Here is a 17356-nt window from a genome sequence, read left to right as displayed (position 1 = left end):
ATTTTTCCTAAAATTTAGATAGTAAAATATATATGCCATCATTGTAAAATATATTTAACATAGTACTAAGTTATAATGTACTATTTGAAAAAGCAAGGATGATGCTATGAAATTTAAAAAAACATTTTTAATTTTATTATTCGCATTAACTATCTTTTCAATTTCTGCTGTAAGTGCTGAAGATGTTGATTCCAATAATACTTATGAAGTATCTTTAGATTCAGCCGAAATTTTAATGTCTGGAGAAATAACTGAAATGCCAGTTAAAGACACTCCAGTAGAACAAACAGGTATTATTTCAGAGAATATGACTAAACATTATGGAGATGATGCTCCGTTTTGTGCTAATTTCACTGATAAAAACGGCACTCCATTAGCTAATGAAACTGTAACTTTCACAATTAATAATGTAAGTTATAATAAAACTACAGATTCTGATGGTGTTGCTAAATTAAATATTACTTTAGAGTCTGGAAAATATATTATAGCTACTTACAATCCGTCTACTAATAAAACAGCAATCAACACTATAAATATTTTATCAGGTATTGAAGGTAAGGATATTACTAAATTCTGTAGAAATGGAACTCACTACATTGCTAAATTATACGATAAAACAGGTAAAGCATTAGTTAATCAAACAGTTCGTTTTAATATTCATGGAGTATTTTACAACAGAACTACTGATGAAAATGGAAGAGTTATATTAAATATTAGTCTGGATCCAGGCAAATATGTTATAACTGTTTATAATTTAGTCACTGGTGAACAGGCAGCAAATAATGTTACTGTATTATCAAGAATGACAATGGTTGATTTAGTTCAAAAATCTAAAGACATGATAATATATGTAAGGGATCATCACAGTGTCGGATGTTTGGTTACTGTTCTTGATGATTTGGGAAAACCTTTAGCTAATCAGAATGTAACATTAAATGTTAACGGAATAATTCAAAATAAAACCACAGGCGGAAACGGAACAGTTGAAGTATGGTTTGCTTTAAAAGAGTATAAAGAATATAATATTTGTACTGCAACTTCTGGAAACTTTTTTGTTTCACAAAAGCTTTTAACAAATAGGGCTTTTATTACAGGAGATGATTCAAAATATCAGCCATCTGCTGTGAATGCGGGTAAAATATAATTTTTTGAAAGTTATTTAACTTTCATTTCTTTTTTTCTAAAAACTTATTTAATCTATAAAACTTATATTATTATTCATGACTTTAAAGGTCTCAGATATTGGTGAAAAGGAATTAATTAAGTATATTCTAGCTAATTGTAAAACTATAACTCCAGATGACACTGCAGTTACTCCAATAGCTAATACTAATTTAATTTCTACTTGTGATATGCTTATTCAATCAAAGCATTTCCCTGAAAACATGTCTTATTTTCAAATGGGTTTTAAAAGCGTAACTGTTAATGTCAGTGATTTGGCAGCTATGGGAGCTACTCCTTTAGGCTTTTTATTGTCAATAGCTCTTCCAAAAGACTTTGAAGTTGATAATTTTAAACAAATCATTAAAGGAGTTCTGAAAGCCTGCGAATATTATGATATTTCTTTAATTGGGGGAGATACTAATGAAGCCAGTGAAATTATAATATCCGGAACTGCACTTGGTCTTTGTGATAGTCCATTAATGAAAAACACTTCTAAAAAAGGGGATCTGGTAGTTTTAACAGGTAAGATTGGACTTGCTGCTTTAGGTTTTAATTTGGAAGATAAGAACATATACACTAAAAAGGCTTTGGAACCAATAGCTAAGATTAAAGAAGGAATTAATATTAAAAATGCAGGTGGAACTTCAGCTACTGATATTACTGACGGGTTAGCTAGTGAACTTTATGAAATGAAAAGGGAAGATATTGGATTTATGATTTATGAAGACAAATTAAATGTTTCCAGTGAATTTAAGTCACTGGCTGCTGAGCTAAATCTTGATTATCTTGATTTGCTTTTCCATGTTGGCGAAGATTTTGAACTTGTTTTTACAATAGATAGAAAGAATTTAGACAAGTTAGATTTTAATTATCAGGTTATTGGTGAAATTACTGATTCCAAAAAGGTTGAAATTACATTAAGTGATTCTACAGTTAAAGAAATTACATCCAGAGGATATGATCATTATGTTAGTTAGCAGCAATCTTTTTAAGAAAAGTTCAAAGTCACGAAAAGTAAGATGTGAGATTTGCGCCAATTATTGTAAAATAGCTGACGGATCTTATGGGATTTGTAAACAGCATAAAAACATTAATGGAGAGTTATTTGATGAAAGTTTTGGAGTAGTCTCTTCTTTAAATGCTGATCCTATTGAAAAAAAGCCGCTATATCATTTTTTACCTGGAACTTTAACATACTCTGTAGGTGGTTTTGGGTGTAATATGGGCTGTTTGCACTGTCAGAACTACATGATTTCACAGGAATTTGATAAAATTTCTGATAAGTTTAATATACTTCCAGAAACAATTGTGGAAAATGCAATTAATCAAGGTTGCAAGTCAATTGCATGGACCTATAATGAACCTACTATACATTTACCATTCAACAAAAAAACTTCACTGCTGGCTAAAAGGAAAAATCTTAAAATTGTCTATGTAAGTAACGGGTATATGTCTGACCAGTCTTTAAGCGAAATTTTAAATTTTGTTGATGCGTTCAATATAGACTTGAAATCCATGTCTCAAAATTTTTATAAAAAAATATGCAAGGCAGATTTAAACATTGTTTTAGATAATTTAAAAAGAATTTATGATGCAGATAAACACCTGGAAATTACAAATCTGCTTATAAATGGATATAATGATTTAACAGAAGAAATTACAAAATTAGCTAATTTCATTGCTGATAATCTAGGTTGTGATATTCCGCTGCATTTTTCAAGAGCATTTCCATACTATAAATTAAATGATATTTCACCGACAGCTGAAGATAAATTATTTGAAGCTAAAAGAATAGCTGATGACTGCGGGCTTGAATATGTTTATATTGGAAATTTAGACTGTGATGCAAATACTTACTGTCCTGATTGTGGTGAAATCCTTTTAAAAAGAAATAATTATTCTACAGAAGTTTTAAATAATGATAAAAAATGCATAAAATGTGGAAAAGAATTAAATATCAGGTTTTAATTCTTTTTTCTATAATTTGTTTAATGAATATAAGAATAGCTAACATATTTCCATAATAAAAGAATATGTACATTCTCTCCATTGGCGGAATTGATGGAGTAAAACCAAACATTATTGTAGAGGCAAATCCAACAAACATTATACTGTATACTGGCCATAAAACACTTTTTTGATTTTTATAGATTATATATAATCCATATAGGAATGTCATAATAAAAATTCCATAAATTGTTAAGCTTAAAATCATTCTTTTTAAACTTATTGGAACATAACCGTAGCGAGCAATATTGGCATTCATTATTTGAAGAAGCATTAAGTTATCAGTTAGTGTAAGAATCCAAAATCCACTAGCTATTATAAATGGAATTAAAGATATCATTGCTTTTTTCTTATTTTTAGTAAGTAAATAAACACTTACTGCAATAATTCCCAGTAATATTAATGTTGTAAGATCACACCATGTAACACATCTGTTTATAATAGAGGATAGACCAATATTTAGTTTATTTAGTAAATTTAGCTGTAAATAATCATGAAACCATTTTAATTCTGAAATAAATCGTTTAGGAACTCCTGGACAGATAATAGTATTAATAATTCCTATAACTGCTGATAATCCTATTAAATAACATTTTTTATTGATTTCTGTTTTATAGTTAAACAGATAATACAGTACAAACAATCCGAGTAAAATAACAGCTAGCTGTTCGTTATTTACTGCAAACAGCAGACAAAGTACTGAAATTATATAAGCTAATATTCTTTTTATTTTGCCGGTATCATTTGCAGTATAATTTTTTAAAATATATATAGCCAGTAATCCGCTGAACAATGGCCAGGCATAATTAATACTAGTTGTAATAAATCCGGCTGAGCTTAAAGCATAATAACTTGAAAATATAAAGGATAAACACAATACGCAAGATAATGTAGCATAAAAACTCTTATTTTTACCGTCAATGAGTTTAAAAGTTAATATGCCAATAAACGTGAAAATTAAACTGTCTAAATACCACCAAAGTATAAGGGGCAATTGTAAAATATGACATAAAACATATTCAATCAGTGTTCTGGAGCTCCAAATATCATATCTTTCTGTAACAAAGCTTATAATATCTGATTCCTGAGGAATGGTATAAAAAAATAAGTCATCTGCTGATAATCCAATCGAATAGTGCCAATTCAATAAAATTAGAAATAAAAATAGAAAAGGTAATAAGAATAAATAATTCTTATACTTTTTAATATTCATAATTACTCTCCAAAACTAACTCTTTCAAATTTATCTAAGGTTTTTAAGGATTTGGTAGCATCCAAACCTATTTTTGTTGTTGTACCGTCACTTTGGGCTACTGGATCAAGAGATGAACCACGTACATTAGGAACAATCATTAAATCTCTGTCTCCTTTTACACGGGTAGCTATTGCATATTCAATATCCTGAGGATCAAACACGTCTACATCAGTGTCTACAACAACTGCATGTTTAAGTGAAGGATGTGCAGACAATGCAGCCATAATTGCATTTTTTCCGTCTCCTTCTGTTTGTTTGTTAATGGAAATAGCTGCATGTAACCAGCAACAACCTCCTTCTGTTAAAACAACATTTTCAACAGTTGGAACTGCATTTTTAACAGATTTGAAAATTCTAGGTTCCTGAGGAAGGCCCTGCAATAATTTATGTTCAAATCCAGCAGGTAGAATTCCATGATAATAAGGATTGTCCTTTTTAATATGCATTTTGCTTAAGCTGATAACTGGCTGATCACGAATAATATCATAAGTATCAGTTAAATCTACAAATGGACCTTCTGATGTAGTTTCACTTACAGATATTTTACCTTCTAAAATAATGTCTGCCTGAGGAACTTCCAAGTCTCCGCATTTAATTAGGGTCAGTTCTCCATTTTTAAATGCATTAGCTACATCCATTTCATTGTAATCAATTGGAATTGAAGTTGTACTTGCAAGTAAAATTGCAGGATCCATTCCAATAGCAATTGCAATTTCCAGATCTTTGCCTAATTTTTGGGCTTTTTGGAAATAAGTGTAGAGATTTCTTGGAACAATCCTAATAGCTAATCTTTTATCATCTAAAACAAGCATTCTGTGAATTGATGCATTTTGAATGCCAGTTTCAGGGTCACGTGCAAATACTACGCCTGCAGTAATGTACTTTCCGCCGTCTCTTTTATAATGAGTTAAAATAGGTATTTTATCTAAATTAGCTTCTGTAGTGTTATAATCTGAAAAGTCAGTAAATTTATCTACTTTAATTGGATTATCACTAGCTTCTATGATTTTTTGAGTAATTTCACTTACTTCACAATTAATAGATTTAGCTATTTTTTCTCTTGTATTGCAGATTCCGGAAATAATTGGCAAATCATATCCTTTTACATTTTTTATAATAACAGTGTCTTTAGGATATTTCCTTAACTCTTTGGCTACTTCAAATTCACTTGAAAGCTCTGCTGTTATTTCAATAATGTTTTCATCTTTAATATCCATAATTATCCCTTATAAGTTGATTTTTTTATTTTTTAATTTTTCTAAAAGCTCTAAAAGAACAGGATTGTTAATAGAAAGTATTTCACCACTTAAAACAGCTGCATTCCGACCATTGTTAACACCAACAGTAGCTACAGGCACTCCAGGAGGCATATTTACAGTTGAAAGTAGGTAATTGTTTCCAAGTTCGTTTTCACATGGAACTCCAATAACCGGCTTTTCAGTAAGACCTACAAGACCTCCACTTACTTGAGAAGAATTGGAATTGATTCCAATAAATATTTTAGCATTTTTCATAGTGTTTACATATGCTCTGAATTTTTTGCCTGATCTGATTGGACAAATTACTTGCATATCATAAGGTATTTTAAGTCTGTCTAGTGTAACACTTACTTTTTTTCCAGTAATCAAATCAGTATGTCTTCCAACAATAATAACTACATCTGCATCTTTATTAATGCAGCTGCCTTTAAATTCTTCTGTAGATTCATTTAATTCAAGGTTTTTAATCCTTAAAAAGTCATTAGTAATATGTGGATTGTCTATTTTTTGAACAATTTCTTCATTGCTTCTAATAACTTTTTGCTTGTATTCCTCTTTTAGTTCTATTACTTTTCTGCGTATGTCCTCATCATAAAGTCCTAAGATTTGTGCAGCTAAAATAGCTCCGTTATCTCCCCTGTCAATTCCAACAGTAGCTACTGGAGAAGGATAAGGCATTTGGACTGAAGAATATAGTGCATCCAGTCCGCTAACTTTAACATCTACAGGAACTCCAATAACCGGTTTGTGAGTATATGCAGCTATTGCACCCGGAAGGTGAGCAGCTAATCCTGCAATTCCAATAAATACTTTTATACCTGCATTGGTTCCCTGTACAACAAGTTCTCTTACAAGATCAGGTGTTCTATGTGCTGAAGCTATTTTCAAACTATATGGTATTTCAAGTTTTTCCAAAATCTTCATACTTTTTTCAGCGATAGCAATATCTGACCCACTTCCCAGAATTATCATTACTTTTGGTGTCATTTTAAAATACCTTCTAAAAAAATATTAATAATTGATATTTGTTTAATTTTATATTAAAAGTTATTTAATTTCAACTTCATAAGCAGTGTATTTATCTAAGTCTATTGGAAGCTTTTTAAGATTATATGTATCATGATTTAGAGTTATTTCATTATCATAATGTTTATAATTTATGAAAAAGACTTTACTTCCATGAGATATTTCATTTTGAATACCTGGGTCAGCTAAAACATCACTAATCTGATTAGCAGTAGTATTAAAATCTTTATCCTCTGTTACTGTCAGCATAAAATTATGGTCATCTGTCAGATAATAGGAATTCATCTCAAAGTACGGAACAAAAGCATCATAAATAATAAGATTTCCACTACCAAAGGTTTCTTCTAGTGACTGTATTTTATTGCTGTCATTAATTTGGTCGTTAATTTGAGTTTGTGTAAAATTAACACAGCCAACTGAAGCTACAAGTAAGATAATCACGAAAATTGGAATAAATATCTTTTTATTGCTGAAGTTTTTGCCAAGTAAAATACTTACTCCCAACCATAAACATCCTAAAACAGGTATTAAATAACGTGGATGAAAAACAGGTTTGATAATTAAAGATAAGATTATTCCGATAATCGGAACACAAACAGCAATTAAAATCCCGTAGGTGTCTTTTTTATCACTTTTAATTAGTAGAACAATAACTCCAATTAGAAGTAATAATCCTAAAACAGAAAATGCAGCTATCTGATTTGCATTAATAACCTGATTATCCGGTGATAAAACAAACCAGAAATATCCTAAAATCTTATTTAGTGTAATTGGAGCTATCCAGTAACTGCTGCTTACACTTGCAGCCTGTTGTTTTAGAATAATCAGCCATGGTGTAAAACTTAAAATAGCTATAATTGCTGATGTGAAGTATTTTTTAAGCTCATTTTTATTATTTCTAATTAAATCAGCAAGTAAAAATAAATAAATGACAAATGAAGCTACTGCTGAGAAATAATGTGTGTAAGCAGAAGCTATTGTTAGTAAAGTTAAAATTCCCCAGCTTTTCCATGTTGAGTTTTTATTTAAAATATCATAAGCATAAATAAAACTTGCTGTTACAAAGAACAGTCCCCAGCTGTACATTCTTAATTCAACAGCAAAATTCATTAGCTGAGGCATGCTAACTATACAAAAAGCAAATAAACCTGCAGTTAAGTATCCCCAGTTTTTCCTAACTTTCGTTGCTGCTAGTACAAGTATTAAATAAAATGGAAGCAGTGAGGTGAATTTACCTACTATAATCGGATTTATTCCTAAAAAGACTCCGATTTTGTAAAATACTTTAAAAATCAGATAATAAAGTGGAGGGTGGACATCAAGAAAAGCAAAATTAATAAAATCATTAAATGGAGATTTAACCATTCCCAAAGAGTATATTTCATCATACCACATTCCTAATTTTGTAAATCCAATATAGGAAACATAAAGCAATGTAATTATGCTTATTATAAAAAGTATTTTTCCTAATTTGTCTTCTTTATTTAAATTTTTCATAATAATTTCCAACTTAAAGTTTTTTCCCATAAAACATAACTCTACGTGCTGTGAAATTCCAGAACATTACTATAATGGATGCTATAATTTTAGACCAGATGTAGTTTATATTTCCATAGTCTACAAATGCGTATAATAATATTTCAGTAAAAATAAGCCCGATAAAGCTGATTAAAATAAATAAATTGAAATCCAGAACCTTATTATTTCTGTCTGTCTGATTAAATACCCATGAAGTAGACATGTAATAATTAGCCAGCACTGATATAAAAAAAGCAATAGCTGCTGAAATTAAATAATTTTGTCCTAAAAAGTTAATTAATGATAAATAAATAATGAAATCTATTAAAAAAGATGCAGTTCCTACAAATAGGTATCTAAACATTTGTAAGAAAATGTTGTCAGTACTTTTTCTAAATAACTTATTAATTAATTTATCCATAGTTATAATCTTAATTTTAATTATTTAATAAGTTTTAGTTTTAATTTTGTTTACAGTGTCTGTGTTGTTGTAGCTGCTTGTTGTGATGTAGTCACCAGGATTTAACAAATAAAAATTATAATCATAAATAATTAATACTATTAGTCATAAAATCTTTATTATAATGAAAACTGCAGTTTTAATCCCCTGTTATAATGAGGAACTTACAATAAAAAAAGTTATCCTGGATTTTAAAAAAGCCTTACCTAAGGCAGATATTTATGTCTATGATAATAATTCAACAGATAATTCTTATGAAATAGCTAAAGACACAGGAGCTATTGTAAAAAGAGAATATAGACAAGGTAAGGGAAATGTTGTAAGATCCATGTTTAGAGATATTGATGCGGACTGTTATATTTTAGTTGATGGTGATGATACCTATCCTGCTGAGGCATCAAAAGAAATAGAAGAGTTAATTCTATCTAAAAAAGCGGATATGGTAATTGGAGACAGGCTGTCCAGTACTTATTTTGAAGAAAACAAAAGAAGATTTCATAATTCAGGAAATAAACTGGTTAGAAAACTTATAAACACTATTTTTAACAGTGATATTTCAGATATCATGACCGGTATGAGAGGATTTAGCTATGAATTTGTTAAATCATTTCCTATTTCATCTAAAGAATTTGAAATTGAAACTGAAATGACTATTTTTGCACTAAATCATAATTTTTTAATTAAGGAACTGCCAATAGAATATAGGGACAGAATGGATGGCAGTGAATCTAAATTAAATACTTTCAGTGATGGTTATAAGGTTATTAGCTTGCTTTTCGGACTTTTCAGAGATATAAGACCTTTGTTTTTCTTTTCTTTAGTAACGTTAGTTCTTTTAATAATAGCTGGTCTGTACTTTTTCCCGATTTTAATTGATTTTTATAGAACCGGATTTGTGGAAAAGGTTCCTACACTTATTACTGTAGGAGTAGTAGCTATTGTAGCTGTTATTATATTTTTCACAGGTGTTGTTTTGCATGTTATTAGAAAACAGCATGATGAAAACTTTGAACATCATTTAAATTTAATAGCTCAAAATAAAAAAAGGTAAAATGTTAATATTTAACAGCTGTTGTCAGCATTAACATTCCGGAAATAAAACTGATAGCTACAGTCAGTACTAAAAAGCTTAAAGTTTGTTTATCTATTTTTTTATTGCCTATTCCAAATATAAACGGTAAAAATATTAGCAACGGCATGAAGTAACGACTGAATACACCACTTGTTACATTTTCCCCTCCAACTGGAGACCATGTTAAGTATTGAATAGCCATTACACCACTATAGATTAAAATAATTATTAAAAATCCTTTAATACGTGTTTTTAAATTTAAATCTTTGAAATTACAATAAAATACACTAAATAAACAGAAGAATACAAAGTAAAGTCCTGCAAGAAGAGTTGATGAATATTCTCTTACACTATTTGAGAAATAAAAGAATCTGTCAATAACAGTTGGCAGTGCAGTACTGTAGATCTCACCAAATCTTTGAAGTGCAATTAACGGATTGGCCAGTAAGTAATCAATTTGACCACTTGCACTTACATTTCTTTGGATAAAATATTCTCCTCTCCAGGAATTAGCTAGTTGCGTTGTTGCATAGCTGCTCCAAGCAATTCCAATACCTAAAGCAACTAAAATACAAAGTTTAGATATGATATTTTGCTTTTTATCACTAAAATGGGTATTTGGAACCAGGAAAATCAATAGACTTAGAGCCAAGTAAGGAGTTTTAAGCAGTCCGCATAGAATTACAGCTATGTAAAATATTCCTAAATCTGTCCAGGTAATTTTAGGTGTTTTATAGAAATATAAGAAATAGCTGAATGCTAAAATAGCCAGTGCACTAAATAATCCGTCACAGCTTGTTGATGCAGCTTGATAAATAGCCAGCGGCAGCAGTGACACTATAAGTAATGGAAACTTAAAGACTGGTGCTTTTTTAATAGCTATTGTAATTATTCCAGCATATAATAATAAATTAAAGAATCTTCCAAGCCACAACATCCAAATTGCATTTAAATCCAGACATTTTGCTAAAAATACTCCAAGACCCTGTGCCAAATAGGCATAAAATGGATTTTGAGCAAAAGCAGAGTTGAAATATGACGGAGTATAATTTATTTTTTCATCATCTACATGTGTATTAAATACAATTGCACCTGCATTGTCAAAAAATGAGGTTACACTTGCAATTGTTTTATAACCGTTTGCAGTTGTATTTGGGATTGGCACATAGCTGGTTGATAATTCTCCGGTTGATACTATTTCTGAGCGAACAAAATGCTCACTTTCATCAGATACATCATAGATTGGTGTTAAAAATAAACTTATTATTCCAAATATTATTATTAGCACCAGTGCGACTTTATGTAAATTTTCATTGTTTTTTGTATAATATGCAATGGAAAATATTCCGGCTATTAGCAATATACAAAACATAAGCACTTCAAATTCGGGATTTGAAAAGTTTGCCCTATATGTGAAATACAGGCTGAATAAGCTTAATATTAAAGCATATATTCCAATGAAATATTTCTTATTTTCTAATTTAAACATTTTAATAACCTTTATTTATATTAACATTGATAATTGTATTCTATTTCTAGCTAAATCAACATCTAAAACCTTAACATCAACAATATCTCCGACACTTACAATATCCAGAGGGTGCTTTACAAATTTATCAGCCAGCTGTGAAATATGAACTAAACCGTCCTGATGAACTCCAATATCTACAAAAGCACCAAAATCAACAATATTTCTAACAGTTCCTTGCATAATCATGCCTTCTTCCAGATCATCTATTGATAAAACATTTTTTCTTAAAACAGGTTTTGGCATGTCTTCACGAGGATCTCTTCCAGGTTTTTTAAGTTCTTTAACAATATCCTGCAGGGTAATAACACCAACATCTAACTGCTTAGATAATTCATCATAATTCAGGTTATCTAATTTTAAGTTATCTGAACCGATATCTGCCAAACTGTATCCCAATTTATCTAAGAGTTTGACTGCAGCATCGTAAGATTCGGGATGTATTGTAGTGTTGTCTAAAGGATGTTCGGGATTGTCTATTTTTACAAATCCTGCACATTGCTCAAAAGTCTTTTTACCAAGTTTTTTAACATTTAAAAGTTCATTTCTATTGTCAAATTTACCGTTTTCTTCTCTGTAGCTAATAATATTTTTAGCAGTTGATTTAGTAATTCCAGAAACATAATTAAGTAAGCTAGGTGATGCAGTATTTAAATCAACACCAACTTCATTAACTGCTCTTTCAACAACTCCTCCTAAAGACTCGTTTAGCTGTTTCTGATTCATGTCATGCTGATACTGGCCAACACCAATGGATTTGGGGTCAATTTTAACAAGTTCAGCTAACGGGTCCTGCAGTCTTCTAGCTATTGAAACAGCACTGCGTTCACCTTCATTAAAATCAGGAAATTCTTCATCAGCTAGTTTACTTGCAGAATAAACAGATGCACCAGCTTCATTAACAATAATGTACTCAACAGAAGTGTTTTTAATTATATCTGACACTATTTCTTCAGATTCTCTTGAAGCAGTTCCATTTCCAATAGCTATTACATCAATATCATATTTTTTAATCAAATCAAGTACGACTTTCTTGGATTCTTTAACTTTATTTTGAGGTTCAGTCGGGTATATTAAGGATGTTTCTAAAACCTTGCCTGTCGGATCAATAACAGCTAATTTGCAGCCTGTTCTGAAAGCAGGATCCCAGCCTAAAATAGTTTTTCCACTTAAAGGACTTTCCATAAGAAGCTGACTTAAATTTTTAGCAAAAACTTCAATGGATTTCTCTTCAGCTTTTTTAGTTAGATAACTTCTAATTTCCCGTTCAATAGCTGGTGAAATTAAACGTTTATAAGAATCTTTAATGGCTTCTGTAATGATTGGAGTAGTATAAGGATTGTGTTCAATCATTTCAGGAACTTTAGAGCAGTTTTTAAGAGTATGTCTTTTAAGATATTGAATGATATCATCTTCTTCAATATCAACTTTTCCTCTAATGATTCCTTCATTTTCTGCTCTGTTAATAGCTAATATCCTATGTGGGGGAATTTTAGATAGTTTTTCTGAATAATTAAAATAAATTTCATATTCTGAAGCTGATTCATCTTTAGTTTTAGCTTTAGTTTCAATTAATCCATTGTAAAAAGTGTTCTGTCTGATTTTTTTTCTGAAACCTGAATTATCAGAAATAATCTCAGCAATTATGTCCTGTGCTCCTTTAATAGCTTCATGCGGTGTTTTAACATCACCTGTAACATAATTTTGAGCTATTTTAGAAACAGGTTCTTTAATTTCTTGAGCTAAAATAAGATTGGCCAATGGTTCCAGACCTTTTTCTTTAGCTATTGTTGCACGTGTTCTTTTTTTACTTTTATAAGGTCTGTATAAATCATCAAGCTCAACTAATGTTTGTGCATTAAGAATCTGATTTTTTAAGGTGTCATCTAACTTTCCTAAGCTATCGATTCGCTCAATGATTTTAGTTTTTTTATCTTCCAAATTTCTAAGATATTTAAGCCTTTCATCAAATTTTCTTAAAAGCTCATCATTTAAAGAGCCGGTAACATCCTTTCTGTATCTTGCAATAAAAGGAATAGTGTTACCATCATCAATTAACTTGATTACTTTGTTAACTTGCCATGGTTCCAGGTTTAATTCTTTTTCGAGTGTTTTAGCTATCATTAAAATTACATTCCTATATATTACAAGAAATTATCTTTTTTTTAATTAATATAATTTCATCTTTTAAAAATTCATATTCAGAAAATTCTTCAAAAAATCGAAAAGTTTAAGTTGTTTATCTTCCAATATAGAATATGGAGCTTTTATATTGTCTTTATTCATATTAATATATTAGCTCCACTTAATATATTAAATTTACTATCTTATTTTAAAAAATAAAAGCCAAAAAAGCATTTAAAAAATTTTTTGAAATTAAAAATTCAAATCACCAAAGTCCTTGACAGAGCCAAATCAAAATTATTAAATTCCTGCAATAAATTTTGAGCTTATTTTAAAACTTTATTATATACTGAAAAGATACTATGATTTAATCAAAAACTTTATTATATACTGAAAAGATATTATGATTTAATCAAAAACTTTATTATATACTGAAAAGTTAGTGGTGTAATAAATGGTTAAACGAGAATTATATATTGATAAAATCAGGCCTTTAATTGATAAGGATATAATTAAAGTTATAACTGGGATTAGAAGGTGTGGAAAATCCTATTTTTTAAATTTAATAGTTGAAGAACTTAAAAATAATGGGATTAAAGATGAAAATATAATTTTAATAAATTTGGAATCTATGAAATATAATTCTTTAAAAACAAAAGAAGAACTGGATGATGTTGTTTTAAATTTAACTAAAAATATTTCTGGCAGGTTTTATCTTCTTTTTGATGAAATACAAAATATTGAAAGATGGGAGAAAGCAATAACTGGTTATAAAGTTGATTTTAACTGTGATATTTACATTACTGGATCTAATTCTAAATTATTGTCTGGCGAACTTGCAACATTTTTAGCTGGAAGGTATATGGAAATAAAAATGTATCCTTTTTCATTTAATGAATTTTTAAGTTATAAAGGTGATAACAATGAAATGAAACTGTTTCAAGAGTATTTTAAATACGGTGGAATGCCATTTACTTTAGAATTAAATTCTCAACAAAAAATAGATTATTTAAATGATATTTATAATTCCATTGTATTAAAGGATATAGTTGAAAAATATAAGTTAAGGGATGTTAATTTATTAAATAGACTAATTTTATACATATTGGACAATATTGGAAATCCTTTTTCAGTTACTGGTATTTCTAAGTATTTGAAACATTTTAATATAGGATTTTCAAATAATACTCTATATAATTATTTGCAATATTTGGAAAATGCATTAATAATCTCTAAATTGCCGCGAGAGGATATTCAAGGCAAAAAATTATTTAAACTATCTGAAAAGTATTATGTTACGGATCATGGTTTTGCAGCAGCACTGCTTGGTGAAAGACAGCAGAATATAGGTGGAATTTTAGAAAATATTGTTTATATTGAATTTTTAAGACATGGCTATGATGTTTCTGTTGGCAGAATTAAAAATTATGAAATTGATTTTATCTGCAGAAAAAACAAACGGAAAGTTTATGTTCAAGTTTGTTTCCAATTAAATTCACCTGAAACTCAAGAAAGAGAATTCAGACCTCTTAAATTAATTGATGATAATTTTGAAAAGATTGTTATAAGCATGGATGATTTTGATTTTTCCCGTGACGGGATTAAACATTTAAATATGATTAAGTTTTTAAAAGAATTTATCTAGGATGTGATATTATGGCAGATTTTGAAGAAGTTGTAAATACAAGACGCAGTATTCGTGAATATGACTCAAAGGAAGTGGAAGATGAAAAAATAGAAAAAATTCTTAAAGCAGCTATGCAGGCTCCTGGAAGCAGACTTAAAGCTGAGCCATGGGAATTCATTGTAGTTAAAAATAAGGAAACCCTTAAAAAAATAGGTGAAATAAAACCTAGAGTCACTGATGCTCCGGTAGCTATTGTACTTGTAGCCAATATTGAAAGAGCATTTTATAAAACAATGTGGCAGCAGGATATGAGTGCAGCAGCTGAAAATATGTTACTTGAAGCTTGCAATTTAGGTTTGGGAGGTCTTTGGAATGGAGTAGCTCCTGAAGAAGAACGTATGAATAAAATAGCTAAATTAGTAGGTATTAATGATGAAAATCTGAAAGTATTCTGTTTAATTACATTAGGCTATCCAAAAGAAGGTTTAAAAAACGAGTTTATGGATAAATTTGATGAGTCAAGAATTCACTATGAAAAATACTAAACATTTATACTATTTAAATAACATATGTATATAAAGTATTAAATTATTATAGGTGAATTTATTGTCTTGGCTTGTTGTGCTTCTTGTATTTTTATTAGCTGCATTTAAAACAGAAAAACCTAAAAAATATATGAAGGTTTCTGTTATTATTCCTGCCTTTAACGAAGAAGAAACAGTAGCTAATGTTATTAAAGTTGTTAAAAAGGTGAAATATGTTGATGAAGTTATTGTAGTTAATGACGGATCAACAGACAGGACTGAATCAGAAGCTAAAAGTGCCGGGGCAATTGTAATTAACCATGAAGTAAACAGAGGTAAGGGGGAAGCTCTTACTACTGGTTATAAAAAATCTGACAGTGATATTATTGCATTTATCGATGCAGATATTCATAATTTAACTTCTAAAAAAGTAGATGCTATAATCAGGCCGATTTTAGAAGGCAAAACCGATATTACTAAAACTAAATTTGCAAGAGAAAGTGGCAGAGTAACAGAGTTAACTGCTAAACCTCTTTTAAACTTTTTTTTCCCGGAAATTTCATTTGAACAACCTTTAAGTGGGCAGTTTGCTGCAAAAAGGGCTGCTTTAAAAAAAATAGATTTTGAAAAAGATTATGGTGTTGATGTTGGTATTGTTATTGATGCTGATGTTTTAGGTATTTCAGTAGAGGAAGTGGATATTGGAGAAATTGAACATGACATGTCTCCCTTATCTGATTTAAATTTAATGGCTAATGAAGTTGTAAGAACAATTATTGACCGTGCTAACAAGTATGGTCGTGTTGTAATGATTGATGAAATTGGTTACTTTATCAGAATGTCAATTGTAGGATTGTCCTTAATTATTTTAGGATTATTTGCAATATTTTTTGTAAAGCCTATTCCTTTAGCTGTAGGAGTTATTGTTTCTATTGTAGGTCTTATAATAGCTATCTGTTATATTATTAAAGTAATTATAAAGTCTGTTGTCATATATAGAAAAGCTCCAACAGGCAATTTAATTAAATCATTTATTAAAGTTCATTTTCCATTAATTATTTCAGTTATTATTCTGATTTTAATGATTTCAACATTTATTGGAGCAGCTACTTTTGAAGAAGGCACTATTTCTATTGAACCAAGTTCCAGAAATTTAATTATTTTTGCAGATGACAGCAACAATACAATTTCTGTAAGAGGTCCATATACTGTAGACTCTGCAATTGAAAATGAAACAGATGTAATTCGCATGCCATCAGATAGCTTACAGACATTAGGTATGAATTATGGTGACACTCTTGTTGTGAATGGTGTGCCTTATGTAATAAATGATACTCGAAATGGAGAAGGAGATATATTAAGACTTCCTATTGATGCTAAAAATACACTTAATCTGGAAGACGGTGATGTCCTGCAGGACAGCCGTTTAAGTCAAATCTTTGAAGGAACAGTAGTGCATCATATTTTCAACAAAGGCAATGTTAGTTTAGATGAGTCATACATCATATCTCCAAAAGGTGGAAATAGTTATTCCTACAGCATATATTTGGATAATGAATCAATAGCTAATTCAACAGCAATATTTGGAGATAATAGTACTTATGCTGTAGCTTTAAATCAGGAAGAAATAGGAACAATTGATTATCAGAATGCTTCATTTACAAATAATACTCAAAGCTTTTATTATGACGGTCATGTAATTGAAATTAAATTTGAAAATAGTACTGTTAATTCAATAAAACATATAACTAATATTAATCAGGGATTCTTTATTAATTTAAATTTATAAAAG

General features: G+C 29.5%; 14 protein-coding genes. 7 read left to right on the top strand and 7 right to left on the bottom strand.

The features are described from left to right. Positions 1-106 precede the first annotated feature (106 nt). The 3 genes from K4897_RS04915 to amrS all read left to right on the top strand — a co-directional run bounded on the left by K4897_RS04915 (position 107) and on the right by amrS (position 3132). The gene (locus K4897_RS04915) at positions 107-1144 is read left to right on the top strand and encodes an Ig-like domain-containing protein (RefSeq protein WP_019265172.1); all 1038 of its coding nucleotides are present in this window, start codon (positions 107-109) and stop codon (positions 1142-1144) included. A gap of 76 nt (positions 1145-1220) precedes the next feature. Next, positions 1221-2141 (top strand): thiamine-phosphate kinase, encoded by a 921-nt coding sequence (gene thiL, locus K4897_RS04910; protein WP_019266871.1) that lies wholly within the window; start codon positions 1221-1223, stop codon positions 2139-2141. After that, a complete protein-coding gene (amrS, locus tag K4897_RS04905; protein WP_250415656.1) occupies positions 2131-3132 on the top strand; it encodes an AmmeMemoRadiSam system radical SAM enzyme in 1002 nt (333 codons plus the stop codon). Before thiL ends, amrS begins: the two co-directional genes overlap by 11 nt. On the opposite strand, the gene K4897_RS04900 is transcribed toward amrS, so the two are convergent. The 5 genes from K4897_RS04900 to K4897_RS04880 are packed head-to-tail and all read right to left on the bottom strand — an operon-like array spanning position 3122 to position 8650. Continuing rightward, positions 3122-4384, bottom strand: a complete 1263-nt coding sequence (locus K4897_RS04900) for a DUF6056 family protein (RefSeq protein WP_250415655.1) — start codon at positions 4382-4384, stop codon at positions 3122-3124. The genes amrS and K4897_RS04900 overlap by 11 nt on opposite strands. A 2-nt stretch (positions 4385-4386) precedes the next feature. Next, positions 4387-5643 (bottom strand): UbiD family decarboxylase, encoded by a 1257-nt coding sequence (locus K4897_RS04895; protein ID WP_250415654.1) that lies wholly within the window; start codon positions 5641-5643, stop codon positions 4387-4389. 9 nt (positions 5644-5652) lie between these two features. Next, positions 5653-6672 carry a 5-(carboxyamino)imidazole ribonucleotide mutase gene (gene purE / locus K4897_RS04890; protein WP_019265177.1) on the bottom strand — a complete coding sequence of 340 codons (1020 nt, stop codon included), beginning with the start codon at positions 6670-6672 and terminating at the stop codon, positions 5653-5655. Between the two features lie 60 nt (positions 6673-6732). Then, on the bottom strand, positions 6733-8238 hold the full coding sequence (locus K4897_RS04885; protein WP_048058629.1) for a glycosyltransferase family 39 protein: 1506 nt from the start codon (positions 8236-8238) through the stop codon (positions 6733-6735). Next, positions 8222-8650: a GtrA family protein gene (locus tag K4897_RS04880; RefSeq protein WP_011954413.1), complete on the bottom strand. Its 429-nt coding sequence runs from the start codon at positions 8648-8650 to the stop codon at positions 8222-8224. The genes K4897_RS04885 and K4897_RS04880 overlap by 17 nt, the downstream gene beginning before the upstream one ends. A 163-nt stretch (positions 8651-8813) precedes the next feature. Between K4897_RS04880 and K4897_RS04875 the strand changes: the two genes are divergently transcribed. Then, a complete protein-coding gene (locus K4897_RS04875; protein ID WP_011954414.1) occupies positions 8814-9740 on the top strand; it encodes a glycosyltransferase family 2 protein in 927 nt (308 codons plus the stop codon). Positions 9741-9744: 4 nt separating this feature from the next. Here K4897_RS04875 and K4897_RS04870 read toward each other — a convergent pair whose 3' ends face one another. Next, a complete protein-coding gene (locus tag K4897_RS04870) occupies positions 9745-11250 on the bottom strand; it encodes a DUF2142 domain-containing protein (RefSeq protein WP_250415653.1) in 1506 nt (501 codons plus the stop codon). 15 nt (positions 11251-11265) lie between these two features. After that, positions 11266-13413: a Tex family protein gene (locus K4897_RS04865; RefSeq protein ID WP_250415652.1), complete on the bottom strand. Its 2148-nt coding sequence runs from the start codon at positions 13411-13413 to the stop codon at positions 11266-11268. A gap of 454 nt (positions 13414-13867) precedes the next feature. Between K4897_RS04865 and K4897_RS04860 the strand changes: the two genes are divergently transcribed. From K4897_RS04860 to K4897_RS04850, 3 genes are all read left to right on the top strand, one after another. Further along, the gene (locus tag K4897_RS04860) at positions 13868-15058 is read left to right on the top strand and encodes an ATP-binding protein (protein WP_250415651.1); all 1191 of its coding nucleotides are present in this window, start codon (positions 13868-13870) and stop codon (positions 15056-15058) included. 11 nt (positions 15059-15069) lie between these two features. Further along, positions 15070-15585 (top strand): nitroreductase family protein, encoded by a 516-nt coding sequence (locus K4897_RS04855; protein ID WP_004032622.1) that lies wholly within the window; start codon positions 15070-15072, stop codon positions 15583-15585. Positions 15586-15646: 61 nt separating this feature from the next. After that, positions 15647-17353: a glycosyltransferase gene (locus tag K4897_RS04850; protein ID WP_250415650.1), complete on the top strand. Its 1707-nt coding sequence runs from the start codon at positions 15647-15649 to the stop codon at positions 17351-17353. Positions 17354-17356 lie beyond the last annotated feature (3 nt).

Source organism: Methanobrevibacter sp. TLL-48-HuF1 (assembly GCF_023617305.1).
Taxonomy (GTDB): domain Archaea; phylum Methanobacteriota; class Methanobacteria; order Methanobacteriales; family Methanobacteriaceae; genus Methanocatella; species Methanocatella intestini.
The sequence above is the reverse complement of the archived record's forward strand: the minus strand, read 5'-3'. Positions and strand labels throughout refer to the sequence as shown.

Excerpts from the sequence above, each read along its gene's own strand:
- K4897_RS04915 (WP_019265172.1), top strand. The coding sequence starts at position 107 with ATGAAATTTAAAAAAACATTTTTAATTTTATTATTCGCATTAACTATC.
- thiL (WP_019266871.1), top strand. The coding sequence starts at position 1,221 with ATGACTTTAAAGGTCTCAGATATTGGTGAAAAGGAATTAATTAAGTAT.
- amrS (WP_250415656.1), top strand. The coding sequence starts at position 2,131 with ATGTTAGTTAGCAGCAATCTTTTTAAGAAAAGTTCAAAGTCACGAAAA.
- K4897_RS04900 (WP_250415655.1), bottom strand. The coding sequence starts at position 4,384 with ATGAATATTAAAAAGTATAAGAATTATTTATTCTTATTACCTTTTCTA.
- K4897_RS04895 (WP_250415654.1), bottom strand. The coding sequence starts at position 5,643 with ATGGATATTAAAGATGAAAACATTATTGAAATAACAGCAGAGCTTTCA.
- purE (WP_019265177.1), bottom strand. The coding sequence starts at position 6,672 with ATGACACCAAAAGTAATGATAATTCTGGGAAGTGGGTCAGATATTGCT.
- K4897_RS04885 (WP_048058629.1), bottom strand. The coding sequence starts at position 8,238 with ATGGGAAAAAACTTTAAGTTGGAAATTATTATGAAAAATTTAAATAAA.
- K4897_RS04880 (WP_011954413.1), bottom strand. The coding sequence starts at position 8,650 with ATGGATAAATTAATTAATAAGTTATTTAGAAAAAGTACTGACAACATT.
- K4897_RS04875 (WP_011954414.1), top strand. The coding sequence starts at position 8,814 with ATGAAAACTGCAGTTTTAATCCCCTGTTATAATGAGGAACTTACAATA.
- K4897_RS04870 (WP_250415653.1), bottom strand. The coding sequence starts at position 11,250 with ATGTTTAAATTAGAAAATAAGAAATATTTCATTGGAATATATGCTTTA.
- K4897_RS04865 (WP_250415652.1), bottom strand. The coding sequence starts at position 13,413 with ATGATAGCTAAAACACTCGAAAAAGAATTAAACCTGGAACCATGGCAA.
- K4897_RS04860 (WP_250415651.1), top strand. The coding sequence starts at position 13,868 with ATGGTTAAACGAGAATTATATATTGATAAAATCAGGCCTTTAATTGAT.
- K4897_RS04855 (WP_004032622.1), top strand. The coding sequence starts at position 15,070 with ATGGCAGATTTTGAAGAAGTTGTAAATACAAGACGCAGTATTCGTGAA.